The sequence below is a fragment of the Aliamphritea hakodatensis genome, from assembly GCF_024347195.1.
Lineage (GTDB): Bacteria > Pseudomonadota > Gammaproteobacteria > Pseudomonadales > Balneatricaceae > Amphritea > Amphritea hakodatensis.
The window spans coordinates 1,323,211-1,338,669 of sequence record NZ_AP025281.1 but is presented as its reverse complement, the minus strand read 5'-3'; the positions used below and the strand labels follow the sequence as shown (position 1 = coordinate 1,338,669).

12 protein-coding genes are annotated in these 15,459 nt (G+C 48.2%); 1 reads left to right on the top strand and 11 read right to left on the bottom strand.

Annotated features, from left to right (window positions below; translation table 11 throughout):
• Nucleotides 1–54 precede the first annotated feature (54 nt).
• A complete protein-coding gene (locus PCI15_RS06105; RefSeq protein WP_271273458.1) occupies nucleotides 55–1,143 on the top strand; it encodes an HD domain-containing phosphohydrolase in 1,089 nt (362 codons plus the stop codon).
• Between the two features lie 88 nt (nucleotides 1,144–1,231).
• Here PCI15_RS06105 and ykgO read toward each other — a convergent pair whose 3' ends face one another.
• The 11 genes from ykgO to PCI15_RS06050 all read right to left on the bottom strand — a co-directional run bounded on the left by ykgO (nucleotide 1,232) and on the right by PCI15_RS06050 (nucleotide 15,388).
• Complete coding sequence (ykgO, locus tag PCI15_RS06100; protein WP_271273457.1) at nucleotides 1,232–1,372, bottom strand: type B 50S ribosomal protein L36; 141 nt, start codon at nucleotides 1,370–1,372, stop codon at nucleotides 1,232–1,234.
• 11 nt (nucleotides 1,373–1,383) lie between these two features.
• The gene (locus PCI15_RS06095) at nucleotides 1,384–1,641 is read right to left on the bottom strand and encodes a type B 50S ribosomal protein L31 (RefSeq protein WP_205659689.1); all 258 of its coding nucleotides are present in this window, start codon (nucleotides 1,639–1,641) and stop codon (nucleotides 1,384–1,386) included.
• A 229-nt stretch (nucleotides 1,642–1,870) separates the two neighbouring features.
• The gene (locus PCI15_RS06090; RefSeq protein WP_271273456.1) at nucleotides 1,871–2,935 is read right to left on the bottom strand and encodes a glycosyltransferase; all 1,065 of its coding nucleotides are present in this window, start codon (nucleotides 2,933–2,935) and stop codon (nucleotides 1,871–1,873) included.
• 6 nt (nucleotides 2,936–2,941) lie between these two features.
• Nucleotides 2,942–3,067: a hypothetical protein gene (locus tag PCI15_RS06085; RefSeq protein WP_271273455.1), complete on the bottom strand. Its 126-nt coding sequence runs from the start codon at nucleotides 3,065–3,067 to the stop codon at nucleotides 2,942–2,944.
• 81 nt (nucleotides 3,068–3,148) lie between these two features.
• Nucleotides 3,149–7,687: a cadherin domain-containing protein gene (locus PCI15_RS06080; RefSeq protein ID WP_271273454.1), complete on the bottom strand. Its 4,539-nt coding sequence runs from the start codon at nucleotides 7,685–7,687 to the stop codon at nucleotides 3,149–3,151.
• 153 nt (nucleotides 7,688–7,840) lie between these two features.
• The gene (locus PCI15_RS06075; protein ID WP_271273453.1) at nucleotides 7,841–12,175 is read right to left on the bottom strand and encodes a hypothetical protein; all 4,335 of its coding nucleotides are present in this window, start codon (nucleotides 12,173–12,175) and stop codon (nucleotides 7,841–7,843) included.
• 30 nt (nucleotides 12,176–12,205) lie between these two features.
• A complete protein-coding gene (locus PCI15_RS06070) occupies nucleotides 12,206–12,769 on the bottom strand; it encodes a hypothetical protein (protein ID WP_271273452.1) in 564 nt (187 codons plus the stop codon).
• Nucleotides 12,762–12,968 carry a hypothetical protein gene (locus PCI15_RS06065; protein WP_271273451.1) on the bottom strand — a complete coding sequence of 69 codons (207 nt, stop codon included), beginning with the start codon at nucleotides 12,966–12,968 and terminating at the stop codon, nucleotides 12,762–12,764. The genes PCI15_RS06070 and PCI15_RS06065 overlap by 8 nt, the downstream gene beginning before the upstream one ends.
• Before the next feature lie 30 nt (nucleotides 12,969–12,998).
• Nucleotides 12,999–13,562, bottom strand: a complete 564-nt coding sequence (locus PCI15_RS06060) for a hypothetical protein (RefSeq protein WP_271273450.1) — start codon at nucleotides 13,560–13,562, stop codon at nucleotides 12,999–13,001.
• A 3-nt stretch (nucleotides 13,563–13,565) separates the two neighbouring features.
• Complete coding sequence (locus tag PCI15_RS06055; protein ID WP_271273449.1) at nucleotides 13,566–13,880, bottom strand: hypothetical protein; 315 nt, start codon at nucleotides 13,878–13,880, stop codon at nucleotides 13,566–13,568.
• A 1,307-nt stretch (nucleotides 13,881–15,187) separates the two neighbouring features.
• On the bottom strand, nucleotides 15,188–15,388 hold the full coding sequence (locus tag PCI15_RS06050; RefSeq protein ID WP_271273448.1) for a hypothetical protein: 201 nt from the start codon (nucleotides 15,386–15,388) through the stop codon (nucleotides 15,188–15,190).
• Nucleotides 15,389–15,459: the final 71 nt, after the last annotated feature.

The window sequence follows — 15,459 nt, the reverse complement described above, 5'->3', positions numbered from 1 at the left end:
GCATACTTTGTGGATATTTCTTAGATTTATCTGTCGCTGGAAAAGGATCACACGATGGCCACGTTCTCCCTCGGAGGCTCTCTGGATAATGAACTCTTCGCTGAGGCCTATGACGAATTTCTCGAGCAGTACCGGCTATGTGAATCCAGCATCGTTGATCTGGAACACTCTCCGGAAGACGCTGCACTGCTCGATGACCTCTTCCGCACAGTGCATACCGTAAAAGCGAACTCGAGCATGCTCAGCTTTGCGCCAATGGTCATCATTCTTCAGGAACTGGAAAATGTTCTGGATCTGGTCCGGGAAGGACAGATTCCGTTCTCTGACCGTGCCGGTGATCTGGTATTACTGCTGATGGATAAAGCCCGTGATTTCATGGAACAGTACCACAGCGCTCAGCAAGTCGAATACGACGATGCCCTCTATGAGGCCGTCAAAGCTGGCCTGCAAAGGCTTTCCATGGCGCCACCTGAAATGGTCGCTCCCTTGCTGGTGAACATTATCGCACTGGTAGACCCGAACACCCGTCAGGTTCCCCTTGAAGAAAAACACTGGCTGGATACCTTTACTGAACCCAGTGCTGATCTCAGTTTTCTCTACAATATGGCACAAGCCTGCGAACAGCGTGTGGGCTACTGGCAGGGCCGCACCGACCGGGTGGTTAAACTTGCCCTGGCCGTCAATGAAGCCGGCGGCAGCCCGGTAGATGCCAATGCGCTGGCGGCCTCGCTTTTCACCCACGACATTGCCATGGCATTTCTGCCAACGTCTTTACTGACCAAGCAAAGCTCACTGGATGACCATCAGACAAAACTGATGCGCCAGCATGTTCAGGTGTCGGCACACCTGATGCGCTCAATGTTTGATTCTCAGAACGCCGGCACCATGCTGATGCAACATCAGGAGCTGTTAAGTGGCAGCGGCTACCCCAAAGGTCTGAGCGGTAACCAGATCTGTACCGGCGCCAAAATTATCGCCATTGTCCATACCTTTGAAGCCATCACCCACGGCCACACCAGCACCTCCCTGCACAAACGCCCACTGATGCGGGCTTTGCTCGAAATCAGCAACAAAGCCGGCGTTGATTTTGACAAACAGTGGGTGGAAATATTTATGAAAGTGGTCCGCGAACAGCAGCAATAAAGTTGCCGTTAACAATTGAGACCCGGTCTGTCTGATATAAGAATGCTCTGCCTGCCGGCAAAGCATAATCACAGTAAAACCCTGCTGATCAGCCTTGTTTGGCTGCCCCCTGCCGGGCTTTAAAGCGTGGATTTGATTTACAGATCACGTACAAACGCCCCCGGCGTTTAACCACCTGACAATCCGGATGACGCTTTTTTGCTGACTTCAGCGAATTCAGAACCTGCATATATCCTCCTTTCAGGCCTTACCGGCACGCTTACCAAAACGCTTATTGAACTGAGCAATACGGCCCTCAGACTGCACTTTACGTTTTTCCCCGGTATACACCGGATGTGAAGCGCTGGAAACATCCAGATTAATCAGCGGATAGGTTTTACCGTCTTCCCACACCACCGTCTGATTACTCTTGCACGTCGAACGGATACGGAAGTCACGGCTGCAGCTGGTATCGCGAAAAATGACATAGTCGTACTCGGGGTGAATACCCTTTTTCATCACACTCTCCAATAATGTTATGATATAACATATATTATATTTGCGAATACCTCTCATTTGCAACCCGGTTTAATATACCTACTGATAAATAAAAATCAGCCCACTAAACTCGCAGCCATAGTTTCTGACAGGCAATAAAAATCCCCGGGGTCTTTACAGACGCCGGGGATTCTTCAGCGAACCGGCTGATTAACAGCCGGCAGATGCCAGGGGGATGATTTCAGCTCTGTCAACCAGCCTGATGAACCAACCTCTCTACAGAACGGATCACCTGACTATATGAGAACAACCGGGTACTGTTTTTATAACGGCCAGCGATTAACTGACTGGCTTGTCTGAATGACGCATTCCCGATCACAGACATGATCAGGTACATGGTTTGCTCAACCGAAGCAGCTCTTGGCAACGTTACTCCTACTCCCAATTGCTCAATCATCCGTGAAGTTTCTGTCTGCTCAAGCTGAGACGGACATACCAGTTGCGGGGCACCGGCCAGCAACGTTTCATAAACAAGCTCTTTACTCGCATGATTAATGACCAAATCTGCAGTTTCAATCAACTCCCCTGCATAAACAGGCTGGCTAAAGACTCTCAGGTTTTCTGTACTTATCCTGTTCCTGACCTTATCTGTCATATCCGGACAACAACATATAACGTCGTAATTCAAATTCTGCAAAGCGTAAATAACTGATTTGGTCGCCTGAACCTGTGCTTTTAAATACACAAATACCTTAGGTTTACCCTTATCTTTCCAGGCCACGCGCTGAAAGTTTTGGTTGTGGGGGTCAGGCTTTATGTATAACGTTTTATCCGGATCTCTCTGATAATGATCCAGCTCCGGAAGTGTCGTCAGCAACGTCAGATCGGCATTAAAAAGATCACTGATATATTTAACCGGTTTGGTATCCGGTAACAAAATACTGTTAATCACATCTACCACATGGCTTTCATGCTGAGCAGCATCACGCTTTGCATGAACAGACCAGGGCAGTAAAACTCTGCAAGGCAAATCAGGTTTCAGTTCAGCAAACCCCGAACCAACCAGCACTTTTTTAAATGAATAACCTTTTGATGCAATCAGTGGTGTCGGGGCATAATCAAACATAACAAGATCAGGTTTAACTAAATCAAACATGCTGTGCCATGACTGTAAAAGGGCTTGTAATGTCTGTGGCGCAGCATAACCTCTGCCCAGCAAAATACTCCCCAAACAAGCAGTAACTTCAGGCCTGCTATTCTGATCCAGTATATAAGGGCACTGAAGCACCCTTAACTTCCCGGAAAAACCGAACATCGGCAACTACCCCATGTCTTTGGTCACCAGTGTTACGTTATGCTGCTCAATGAGTACATGAATAAACGGCGCAAGATGCCTGATATGACCAAGCCCGTCACCAAACTCCCAGACAATCAGTATATTAGCCATGTAAGCCTTACCTGCTGCATCGATTCCTTTCTCTGCAAGCCCCCGCTTTAACGCACTGAACACTTAAAACGGGGAACTCTGTCAGTGACTTTTCCAACTGGCAGCCAACACCGGCTGTAAAGTATCTCTTACGGGCTGGGGAATCACACCCCCGTCTCCTTCCGGCGCAGCGAAAGCAGCCATTGCATTCACCAGTTGATTTACCTGGCTGTGACGTAACACTGCAGCATCGGTTTCGATCTGATCCAGCTGAGCATCAGAGCCGGTATACCAGTCATCCACCGTTACCTGATCATCAGTACCGACAACACTGATTCGCAAGTCTTCACCGTGGCGGCTAAACCACAGTTCATCTGCCGTTATATCACGGTCAAAAATCAGCGTATCGTGGCCTGCGGCATCAGCCTGAGCAATTACATCCTGCCCATCGCCTCTGGCGAAATAATAACCTTCGTCACTGCCGGTATCTGTGCTCATTTCCAATCCTTTGTCAGCATCATTCGCACCGCGGTTACCACCCTCATCAAAAAAGATAATCTGCGGTGGTTCATTCACATCCCGCACGGCGATGGTGAAATCCTCTTCCGCGCTGCCACCGGGACTGCTGGCCCGCACCCGGATGGTATGGCTGTCAGCCGCTTCATAATTCAGGTTGCCTGCCACCGTGACTTCGCCAGTCCGGGCATCGATGCTAAACCGGCCACCGGCATCATCCACCAGACTGTAAGTATCCGCATTTATTGCACGGGCAGTCACACCTGTCTTAGTGCCCACCGGGCTGTTTTCATCCACGGCGTTATCGGCGCTGTCACTGTCGGTTAGCGGGCCCGGTGCAAGGTCAAAGATAATCACCGGCGGTTCATTCACATCCTGCACGGCGATGGTGAAATTCTCTTCCGCGCTGCCACCGGGACTGCTGGCCCGCACCCGGATGGTATGGCTGTCGGCCGCTTCATAATTCAGGCAACCTGCCACCGTGATTTCACCGGTCCGGGGGTCGATGGCAAACCGGCCACCGGCATCATCCACCAGACTGTAAGTATCCGCATTTAATGCACGGGCAGTCACACCCACCTTAGTGCCCACCGGGCTATTTTCATCCACAGCGTTATCGGCGCTGTCACTGTCGGTTAGCGGGCCCGACGCTACATCAAAGATAATCACCGGCGGTTCATTCACATCCCGCACTGCAATGGTGAAATCCTCTTCCGCGCTGCCACCGGCACCGCTGGCCCGTACCCGGATGGTATGGCTGTCGGCTGCTTCATGGTTCAGGCTGCCTGCCACCGTGACTTCACCGGTCCGGGCATCAATGGCAAACCGACCACCGGCATCATCCACCAGACTGTAAGTATCTGCATTTATTGCACGGGCAGTCACACCTGTTTTAGTGCCCACCGGGCTGTTTTCATCCACAGCGTTATCGGCGCTGTCACTGTCGGTTAGCGGACCCGGCGCTACATCAAAGATAATCACCGGCGGTTCATTCACATCCCGCACTGCAATGGTGAAATCCTCTTCCGCGCTGCCACCGGCACCGCTGGCCCGTACCCGGATGGTATGGCTGTCGGCTGCTTCATGGTTCAGGCTGCCTGCCACCGTGACTTCACCGGTCCGGGGGGCGATGGCAAACCGGCCGCCGGCATCATCCACAAGACTGTAAGTATCCGCATTTATTGCACGGGCAGTCACACCTACCTTAGTGCCCACCGGGCTGTTTTCATCCACGGCGTTATCGGCGCTGTCACTGTCGGTCACTCTGCCAGGGCCTGTTGGCAACTGTGTCACAGCGTTAAGCTGTGCCTGAATATCCTGTGCGGTTATTTCGCCGTTATTCGTCACGATCCGGGCAACAGCATCTGCCCGCAAAGTCATCCAGTCCGTCACACGAATAGAATCCGTTGCCGAAAGCTTAATGATTAAATCATCTCCTTCAGTTTCAAATAACAACGCATCAGTAGCAATTTCAGAGGTAATTTCAATGGTGTTTACGCCTTCACTGTCCGAAAGGGTATCGGCACCGTCTCCTGAAGCAAAGTAATAAGTATCGTTGCCCTGACCACCGGCTAGGTGATCGTTACCTGCCCCACCGGTAATCCGGTCAACCACGGAAGTGCCTTTTATGGTGTTATCACCGGCATCCCCTTTCAGGTCAAATCCTAAAGCCACCAGCTCTTCATAGGTATAGCCCACGCCATTGAATTCGAAATAGTGAATATCGCGGTGGCCACCGAGCACATCATCCCGGTCAAAATTGACCAGATGGATTTCGCCTTCCATACCCGCAAAGGTAATTTTTAATGACCCGTAACTAAGCGACGGATTTAACGCAGGGCGAATGCCAAACCGGTACGGAGTATTAAAAATCAGCCTGTTATAGCCTCCCAAATCAGAAATATAATATTTATTTTTTAAGATATCGCTGAATGAATATGAATCAGAACCTTTTCCGCTGTATACCCTGAAATCACGGTAAATTCTGCGGCGAAGCGTGATATAACGGCGGGGCGATCTGAAAGCAATATGATTATTACCGCCACCGGTATTCACCGTATAGCTTTGCCGTTGGCTTGTATCCGTAAATGTGGAAGGGTCGATACTGATGTAATCATTCCTGTCAGACAGTGATAACACCCTATCTGTTTTATTCGACGGGTTAAAAACAACATAATTATCAAACGAAGCTTTATCTAACTGGCCATTCATATCTGCTGTAATGGTGGCAACCGATTCAGCGCCAGAACTGTCCCGAACCGTATATTCAATTAACACCTGTTCCGATTCAGAATCCGGCAGATAATCATAGGCCCCGCTGGCATCATAATGCACCTTACCGTTTGCAACGCTGACCTGACCATAACCCTCTAATATCCGCGCCGAAACTAATTCAAGGGTATCCGGCACATTCACTGAGTCTGGGTCATAGTCATTCACCAGCGGGTTGTATTCAAAACGGTCGGAAGACTTTGCCGCATAAGACACTGAAGACACATGCAACACCCCGGGAGAACTCCATACCGAGAGCACCTCATCACCTCTCACAATAGTATTGTAAGCATACTCACCGGCATCAGGATACGGATCACCGCTCCAAGGATGCATCGCATCATAATAATCATCAATAAACACCCCATAACTGTTCACGGGCTGCGCCGATAACAGTAAATCGTCACCTATTTGCTCACCGATAGCAGAAATAAAACGCCCTTTTATTTCATATAAACCCTGGTCATTCTGTTCACTGAAGGTAATAAACACAGCATTACCAGAGCCCGGGTTATCTACATAGTCCACATCAATAATATTCTGTGTATCAGAAAATTCTGACATCCGTTTCAGATCTGAATAAATGCCGTCCGCAGTATTAACGACGGTATAATACAACTGAGATCCGGACCACTGACGATTTGTAAACTGGGTTTTACTTCCGTAAGAATACAGCTGGGAAAGAAATTCCCGCCCCTCATTAAAGAGGCCTTCACCAAAATCGATGATAATCATCAGTCTGTCATCTGACAGCCTGAATACATACCCCTCATTGTACCCCAGGCCTAATTCCGGATAGTCAATCTCATAGCGGTAATCGCTGAGTGAATCAGAAGAATCCGGACCAAGATTCTGATTAATCAACTGCACCGATAATGACTGATTAGTGCCCATAAGCAGGGCAACCTCGTTATCAGAGACCCTGATGACCGAGTCGTCGATATAACCATAACCCCCTCCGGCATATATCGATTTCTGAGTTAAAGTCTGAGTATCACTAACGGTATAACCATAAGTATTCCGGTCAGGGGAAAATTCCCACAATACCCCTTTTCGATCTCCCTCAGACCAGACCACTTCCGCAGTATCTGCATTGGGGAAATAAATACTCCTGTCCTGGTAAGCAACATAACTTCTATCAGACACAGTTAAATCATCATTAACTGTCCGTTCATAAAAACTATAACGGCCTTCATAGGGTTCACTCTCAGCACCTTTCTGCCTGGTAAGGATTTTTACTTTGCCGTTCTCCTGATAAATACGGATTAAATAACTGTCATGAGGTAAATCAAAGGTTTTCACCTCGGAAGCAACAGAAACATCTGTCGCCAGTTTTTGATAATGCCATTCAATGCTTGAACCGTTTGTCTCTCCCTGCCAGAAAACAAGGGTGTCATCCCCCTGCTTTTCTATCCAGAAATCTCCGAACCTTGGTTTTCCGGGATCACTTTTCAGCTGCACTGTATAATTTTTACGTGACGCAGACTCCGCCGGTACCAGCACGTCATCTACGGCCACGGGGGCATCATTAGTGTTTTTGATCTGTATATTAAACTGGTTTTCAGCCGTTAGGCCGCCATTATCTGTAGCAATAACCTTAAGGGATACATCACCCACATCATGGTTTTCAGGTATGCCCGATAACACCTGGGTAGCTCCATCAAAGGTCAGCCAGGCCGGCAGGGGCGAACCGTCTGCAAGCATTACCTGAAAGGTCAGTGATCCGGGATCTTCATCTGTGAAATAATCTGCGACGGGCAGCGTAAATACTGAATCCTCATCGACAGACAATGACGCTATATTCTGCGCCACGGGTGCAAAGTTAAGCGCAGCGGTTACCTCGGTCTGGCTCATAACACTGCCATCAGGCAGTGTTATGCTTTTAAACGTTGCAGCCTTCCAGTTTTCAATAATAAGCGTTGCATCACCCAGTACGATTTCAAGATCATCCCCGGCTAAGTTAAACCCGGCTTCGCCTGTAAAAGCCGATTTAACTTCCAGGCTATTTTACCCTTCGTGATCAACGATCCGCGTATGAGAATTTTCGCCAAGGGTAACACGGTAGGTATCATTACCCCCGCCGCCATACAGCAGATTATTGCCCTCTCCGGCAATAATCAGGTCGTCACCGGCACCGGCCCACACCGTGTCATTACCTTTACCGGTATCAATCCGGTCATTCCCTTCTCCGCCAGACAGCGTGTCGTCATACCTTCCGCCCAACAGCACATCATCGCCATCAGTCCCCTCAGCGTCGACCGGCGTAATCAGTTTATCCTTCAGCAGTGCTGCAAGGCTGTACACGTCACCGGTTTCTGTGAATTCAAACTGGCTGATGCTGCCAAGCACACCGTAAGTCAGTGCAATACCTTCCCCAAAATATTTAATAAAAAGAGTATTACTGTCTGTTTCTAAACTCAGGTCATCAACCCGGATTCCCGGGCCAAATACGATCTTGTTGTTTTCCCCGGTTAAATCATGAATATTGTCTGCCGCACCATTTTCAGCTACCGCATCCCCAATATTAAAACGGTAAGTATCATCTCCTTCACCACCGATCAGCAGATCAGCCCCCCGGCCTCCGCTGAAAGTATCGTTGCCGGCGCCCCCCTGAAGAAGATCATTCAGCTTTCCGCCTGTCAGCACATCTGCAGCATCTGTCCCCTGAGCCTTAACCGGGTTAATCAGCTGCGTTCCCATCAGCTGTGCATAGCTGTAAAGCCCACCGGTTTCCGTAAACTCAAACTGGCTGATACTGCCAAGTACACCGTTTTCCAGATAAATATACTCTTCCTGATACTGAACGATCAGATCGCTCCCCTGGGTTTGCAGAATCAGATCTTCAGCACGGATACCCGGGCCAAAAACAAGTCTGTTATCTTCCCCGGGGAAATCCTCAATATATTCAGGCTTACCGTCTACAAGTACAGCATCTCCAATGCTGAAGTGGTAAGTGTCACGCCCTTCTCCACCGGCAAAAATGTCACGTCCCCCGCCACCGGTAAAGGTATCATTACCGGCACCTCCGCGGAGAACATCATTCAGCTTTCCGCCTGTCAATACATCATCAGCATCTGTACCTTGCGTATTTACTCGGTTGATCAGTTGCGTTGCCATCAGCGTTGCAAGGCTGACAACCTCACCGGTTTCTGTGAATTCAAACTGGCTGACAGTGCCCAGTACACCGTTCTCCAGATAAATATACTCTTTCTGATATCTAATGATCAGATCGTCGCCCAGCGTCTGCAAAGAAAACTCTTCAAACCGGATACCCGGGCCGAATACAATTTTGTTATTCTCCCCGGTTAATTCCAAAATCGTGTTTGCCACACCATTCTGAACAAGTGCATCCCCGGAATTAAAATGATAGATGTCATCCCCTTCCCCGCCATAAAACGCATCAAGCCCTTCGCCGCCGGTGAAGGTATCATTCCCCGCGCCACCATACAGGTGATCATCACCGGCACCGCCTTCCAGAGTATCCGCGCCATCGCCGCCGTTGAGAATGTCATCACCACTGCCCCCGTTTAAATAATCATTTCCACTGGGCAGATCGAGATAATCACCGTAAAGAGTGTCGTCCCCTTCACGGCCATAGACAGCATCATTGCCTTCCCCTCCCACCAGGGAATCATCACCGGCACCACCGTCTAAAAGATCGTCACCGCCATCCCCCGAGGCAAGATCGTTCCCCTCTTCCAGATACATTGCGTCGTTACCTGAGTTTCCGAAAACAAAATCATCGCCGCTTCCTGCATAAATCAGATCGTTTCCGCCCCCTTGCGTATACTCAGTTCCATAAACGTAGCTAAGCTCCTTAAACGTAAACCGATTATTTTTGTCATCCGGCCCAACGTTAAAATCCCAGTCTGGCCAATACTTGTTATCAAGCGATGCATCATATTTTTCAGGCTCCAGTGTCGCATCACCAAAAATAAGATCACCGCCCCCGCCGCCAAGAACAGTGTCATCCCCCAGACCACCGGACAACAAATCTTTTGAATGGCTGCCAAAAACCGTATCCTCGCCATCGCCACTGTCAATCAGATCACCCTGAAGGTTATTCCCGGCCTTTCTTCCCTGCGCCAGAAAATCAGAAAAGCCGGTCTTTTGCGCCCCGTATACATAATCATTCTTCTCACTGCCCAGAATCAGATCACCATCGGCACCTCCTTCAAAAACAACCTGTGTACCGTTAGCGCGTAAAACATCCCGGCCACCTTCTCCTTTTGCATGAACAGTGCCTTCTTCCCGCACTGAGTCTGCAAAAAAACTGTCGGGAAAATAACCAACGGTAACCGAGTCATCCCCTGCCCCCAGAAATACGATGTCGTCACCGGATTGCTTCATGTATACCCGGTCATTTCCGCCGCCGGTAAAAATGGCATCATTTGCATCTGTATCACGCAATACATCCTTAAGATCAGGCAAAGGCCGGCTCAAATCTCTTGGATAATTACCCCACTCATCGCGAAGGTTCTGTTTTTTATCGTCAAACACATTTATAGAGAAATCGCCATGTAATGTGTTTGAAGTTTGGGGTTCTGGTGGTGGGGCAGTCCCGGTAATATCCCCCCCTAAACTGATGCCCAAATCCCCTTCTTCAAACATCTGAACTTCAACATCGTTGCCCTGCGCATCACTAATGATTAATGACGTACCTTCCCGTGTGAGGCTGAAAGACTCTGACGCCCACAGGTTGTCACCAACCCATGCAGCATGCGTAATGCTTACCCCATTAATGAATAACTCACCTTTACCGTCGTAATCATCAATAATGATTCTTTTCTGATTCACAGAGCCGGTTGTCACCCGGTAAGCGTCGTCACCCTCGCTGTCTGTGGCGGTATCGCCGGCGCCCAGATAATAGAAATCGTGACCATTGCCGCCGGTTAAAACATCAGCGGCATTATCGGCAGTATTCATCTCATCGGAATTAAACAGAATATCGCTGCCATCACCGCCATAAAGTAAATCGGCTCCGGCACCACCTACCAGATAATCATTCTCTCTGCCGCCGTAAAGGCGGTCATCCGCCTCGCCTCCGTGCAGGGTATTTTTGGCGTCATGCTTACCGAACAGAATGCGGGTATGTTCAAATTCATTTAAAGCAACGGCAGTATTAGGTAAAGGAATCTGACCGGCAAAAACCTCCTGCCCGGTTTCACCGTTATAGAAAAATATATTCTTATGACTGATCGATGTTGGATAGGCTGTATTTTCAGTATTCCTGCTTAACAGGCTGTGTAACAGGCTGATACGGTCTTCCCAGTACTGATCTTCAGCACCGCTCAACCCCAGAGAAGCCTCATTAAAACTATATTCGGCATATAACGGCGCACCAACCAGTGCAAAACCCTGCAGATGCAACAGGGCGTATCTGGCGGCGGCAGACTCAGAAGTATTATCTGAACGAACCAGCGCCAGCATCTCTGATGCTGTTTTTTGTGAGTAATCAACAACCTGATAAGTAGCCGGTGCGCCATCCCCGCCGTAGTAACCCAGGCTTTTACCCAGCTCAACTACTCTTTCGAACAGGGCTATTTCGTCGTTAATGCCGCCACGGCTTTCGCCATAGGCCACTGTTTCCAACTGATTAACCAGCGACTCAATCCCGGTTTCAGCTCCCAGATTATCGGCACGCTGAATCAGGGAATGGACACTTTCATGGTCAAACTCAGGATCTATTTGGGTAAAAAAATCCACCAGCAACGCCAGCCCCCCGGTAATCTGACCACCGTTATCCAGCTCATAATCAGAAAACAGATCGGTCACAAAGAGTTCAAAAGCAGACTGTGAGGCTGAGGCGGGTATAACACCCACTAATTGCCGGTAGGAATCATAAATTTTCTGGATGTCTTCAGGCACCTGAGTATCTGTTATGGCCTGATAGGCAAAGGTTGCCACCGCCACACCACCTGCAACCAGCCCCACTGTGGCCCAAACCGGTGAGGTAACCGTCACCAGGCCAATGGCAGCGGCACTTATAACCGTGGCAGACACCCCGGCGACCACACCGCCGATGTTACCAATCAGCGAAGCAATTTTATCCGAATCCGGGCTCTCTTCTCCCGATGCGATTCTTTGTAAAGAAGTTAAGTCATCTTCGGCCAGATACAGACTGCCACTGGTAATCCCCACTCCCGGAACTATAGGGATTACATTAGCCAACTGTGCTAATGAGGACACTGCCACCAGTAAATTTGCGGCTAACTTACGCGTGTCACCTTCAACATATGCCTCATCCGCAGCATTTGCTGACGCGACAAAACCCGCCTGATCCACCGATTCGCTTAGCAATTCACGTGATTGCTTCCCTGCTTTAAAAACCTGTGTAAACATAAATCAAAACTCCCTTTCGATTCATTTCAGTTACATCAGCCCGTGCTTTCGTTTAAAAGCACGGTGTATGAAATACCCCACCACTATCACCAGCACAGCAAAGCCATACCAGCCAAGGGCCGGGTATTCGTACTCTAAGTATTCTTCTTTGTATCGTTCTAAAGATTGCTTATAACGTACCCCGGGATAATCCAAAGTACCGTCATCTTTATATACATCCATATGTAATACATACTTCTGATCATTCAACCGGGCCAGAAGATTAGCTGAACGCTGCCAGTAAACATCTACCTTTCGACCTTCTTCTTTCTCCGGTATCCAGCTTGTAACAACCCGAAAACAACAGATTTTCCCCTGTTCTGAACGAACACCGATCTGGGTCCCTCTGAACCCTCTTGAGCCTCTGGAACGCTTGGTTACATATAAATAACCGGATGTTTTTTCCAACTGACTGAACGGCAATATTTCATCGTTCAGCGCCCAATATCTAATTTTCATATCAATCATGAGCACAAAAATTAGAGGTAAAAAGAAGAACGACATTCTCAAACAGTCAGCATATAGACCACGCTTCAGTTTTACCTGCTTAGCCATGGTTTATGCCCTGTTGACGATTGATATGGGCAAACGCTTTCACCACATGTACCAACGCAGACACTGCTAACTTACACGTGTCACCTTCAACATATGCCTCATCCGCAGCATTTGCTGACGCGACAAAACCCGCCTGATCCACCGATTCGCTTAGCAATTCACGTGATTGCTTCCCTGCTTTAATAACCTGTGTAAACATAAATCAAAACTCCCTTTCGATTCATTTCAGTTACATCAGCCCGTGCCTTCGTTTAAAGGCACGGTGCATAAAATACCCCATCACAATCACCAGCACAGCAAAGCCGTACCAGCCAAGGGCCGGGTACTCTTCCTCTAAATACGCTTCTTTATACCGTTCTAAGGACGATTTATAACGCACTCCAGGATAATCCAAAGTACCGTCATCTTTATATACATCCATATGTAATACATATTTCTGGTCATTTAACCGGGCCAGAAGATTAGCTGAGCGTTGCCAGTAAACATCTACCTTTCGGCCTTCTTTGCTCTCAGGGATCCAGCTTGTAACAACCCGAAAACAACAGGTTTTTCCATGTTCTGAACGAACACCGATCTGGGTTCCTCTGAACCCTCTTGAGCCTCTGGAACGCTTGGTTACATATAAATAACCGGATGTTTTTTCCAACTGGCTGAACGGCAATATTTCATCGTTCAGTGACCAATAGCGACGCCCCATGTCCGAAATAAGAACAAATATCAAAGGGAAAAGAAAAAATGACATTCTCATACAGTCAGCATATAGACCACGCTTAAGTTTTACCTGCTTAGCCATGGTTTATGCCCTGTTTATGATTAATGCTTGCAAGTACTCTTCGTGACAAAAACCAGTTTCATCCCGAGCTTTATAACCGTTGCCACCAACAATACTTTCGCCTGATGCAATAGGAACTTTATTAGCAATCTGCCCCAATGTTCCTGCTGCAACTAATAAATTTGCAGCAACTTTATCTGGCCGACCCTCTGAGTAAGAATCAACACTCCCCTTAACTGAGCCAGTGAATCCAACAACATTTGCAGACGTGTGTGCCTGTGCAGACAATGCCATCAATAACAGGCCTGCTAAAAAAGCGTTACCATGCTTAGCTTTCATATACTCACTCCCTTGGGTATATGCATAATCTGACGGTCATTTCTACTGACCTTGCGAAACCACAGCTTCCTATGCCGAACAACGCAGACAAAACACCTGGCAACCTCCGGCATAAACACCCGGCAGGTACACCAGCGCAGATCAGAACCTGCCTTACATTTCCGGATAGCCCCCCGGAAACAATGGATTGTGATGCGCGAATGCCGGTTAATACTCTGTGACGCACCATCCTGTCTGTTCAAACACGCAACAGCACTCCACTCAGCTTCAATTGCGCATTGTTCAAAACATAAACAGATTGCTGAATGAAGATATAGGAATAAATCCTAATTTACGCTGGTAGGAATATAAAACGGGCCACATAAAAAAGCCCGTAAAGCTAAGCTTTACGGGCTTCCTGAAACACTGTGTGCTTCGGTAGAACGGGGGCTCGATGATGTTAAGTAAGGAGCAGCCATTACTCCCCCCCCGCTCCCAAGAACCGTACGTGCGTGTTTTCCCCGTATACGGCTTCAAGTCTTTATAAACTCTTTGAATTAAGAGTCGGCGGTGAAAAGTACAACTTCCTACTCGATTAAAAGCGGCGGGGGTATCCCCCCGCCTATGGTCGTTACTTATTTCGAGACCACCACACCTGAAGAAAGACACTGAGTGCCATTAACGTTGGTGCAACTTCAAAAACTACCGTAACAGTCAGATCAAAATTCATCGGCCAATGCCTCAATTTATCGATCTGGGCGCCCAGATTAATAGAAACCTGGATTTATATACCGCTTAAGCCAGAGCGGTCGCATCAGGGTATTACTAGTATCCCCCTCAACATCGGACAATATCCATACACAACCCACTCCGTCCGGCCAACGTTGCTGGCGGGCCGTTGCTGCTGTTGCAGAAGTAAGCTGTATCTTTCCAAAGTCCTTTAGCCCCTCTCCCGAGAGACAATTCAGGGCTGGATGGGCCCTGAAAACCGAGTTTAATTTATTTGAGTTTATATATTGGGCAAGCAACCCAATTTTCAACCCTTTCTAGTAAAAACACTTAAAACCCATACTTAATTGTGTAACATTCAATGACAGCTGGGATGCTACAATACAAAGTTACCCAGCTTGTCACTACTGCCCATCTTTCGAAGCTTTATATGGTGGATGTTCTACCCAGTCTCAAACGTGATGTACTGATTGCACATCGGGCAGCGTTTCTACTGACGTTTCCAAAGCGCGTAGGTTTTCCGTTTGCTCTGTTCTGAATTTCTCCACTTATATTCAAGACGTTACTCAAAGTAAGTTTCAAAGCTCGGGTCAAACAGATTAGCTTCCGCTTTGATCTTGGTATGCCGCTTTATCGGCATGTCCATTGCGTATAGCAATGTAGCGTGTTTGCCGCTGGGATAAACTGCAGATAAAGAGCACTTTCGTTTTCCAACGGCAGGGAAATATTTCTTTTTTACCCAGCACTTTCGAGAGGTTATCTTTTCCTCTTATATTACGGCCTTCTTTTAAGGTATCCATAAAAAATCCCCGGGGTCCTTACAGACGCCGGGGATTCTTCAGCGAACCGGCTGATTAACAGCCGGCAGATG

Coding starts and splice junctions, on each gene's coding strand:
- PCI15_RS06080 (WP_271273454.1), bottom strand. CDS start 7,687: ATGAGCCAGACCGAGGTAACCGCTGCGCTTAACTTTGCACCCGTGGCG.
- PCI15_RS06070 (WP_271273452.1), bottom strand. CDS start 12,769: ATGGCTAAGCAGGTAAAACTGAAGCGTGGTCTATATGCTGACTGTTTG.
- PCI15_RS06095 (WP_205659689.1), bottom strand. CDS start 1,641: ATGAAAAAGGGTATTCACCCCGAGTACGACTATGTCATTTTTCGCGAT.
- PCI15_RS06075 (WP_271273453.1), bottom strand. CDS start 12,175: ATGTTTACACAGGTTTTTAAAGCAGGGAAGCAATCACGTGAATTGCTA.
- PCI15_RS06105 (WP_271273458.1), top strand. CDS start 55: ATGGCCACGTTCTCCCTCGGAGGCTCTCTGGATAATGAACTCTTCGCT.
- PCI15_RS06065 (WP_271273451.1), bottom strand. CDS start 12,968: ATGTTTACACAGGTTATTAAAGCAGGGAAGCAATCACGTGAATTGCTA.
- PCI15_RS06085 (WP_271273455.1), bottom strand. CDS start 3,067: ATGGCTAATATACTGATTGTCTGGGAGTTTGGTGACGGGCTTGGTCAT.
- PCI15_RS06055 (WP_271273449.1), bottom strand. CDS start 13,880: ATGAAAGCTAAGCATGGTAACGCTTTTTTAGCAGGCCTGTTATTGATG.
- PCI15_RS06090 (WP_271273456.1), bottom strand. CDS start 2,935: ATGTTCGGTTTTTCCGGGAAGTTAAGGGTGCTTCAGTGCCCTTATATA.
- PCI15_RS06060 (WP_271273450.1), bottom strand. CDS start 13,562: ATGGCTAAGCAGGTAAAACTTAAGCGTGGTCTATATGCTGACTGTATG.
- PCI15_RS06050 (WP_271273448.1), bottom strand. CDS start 15,388: ATGGATACCTTAAAAGAAGGCCGTAATATAAGAGGAAAAGATAACCTC.
- ykgO (WP_271273457.1), bottom strand. CDS start 1,372: ATGCAGGTTCTGAATTCGCTGAAGTCAGCAAAAAAGCGTCATCCGGAT.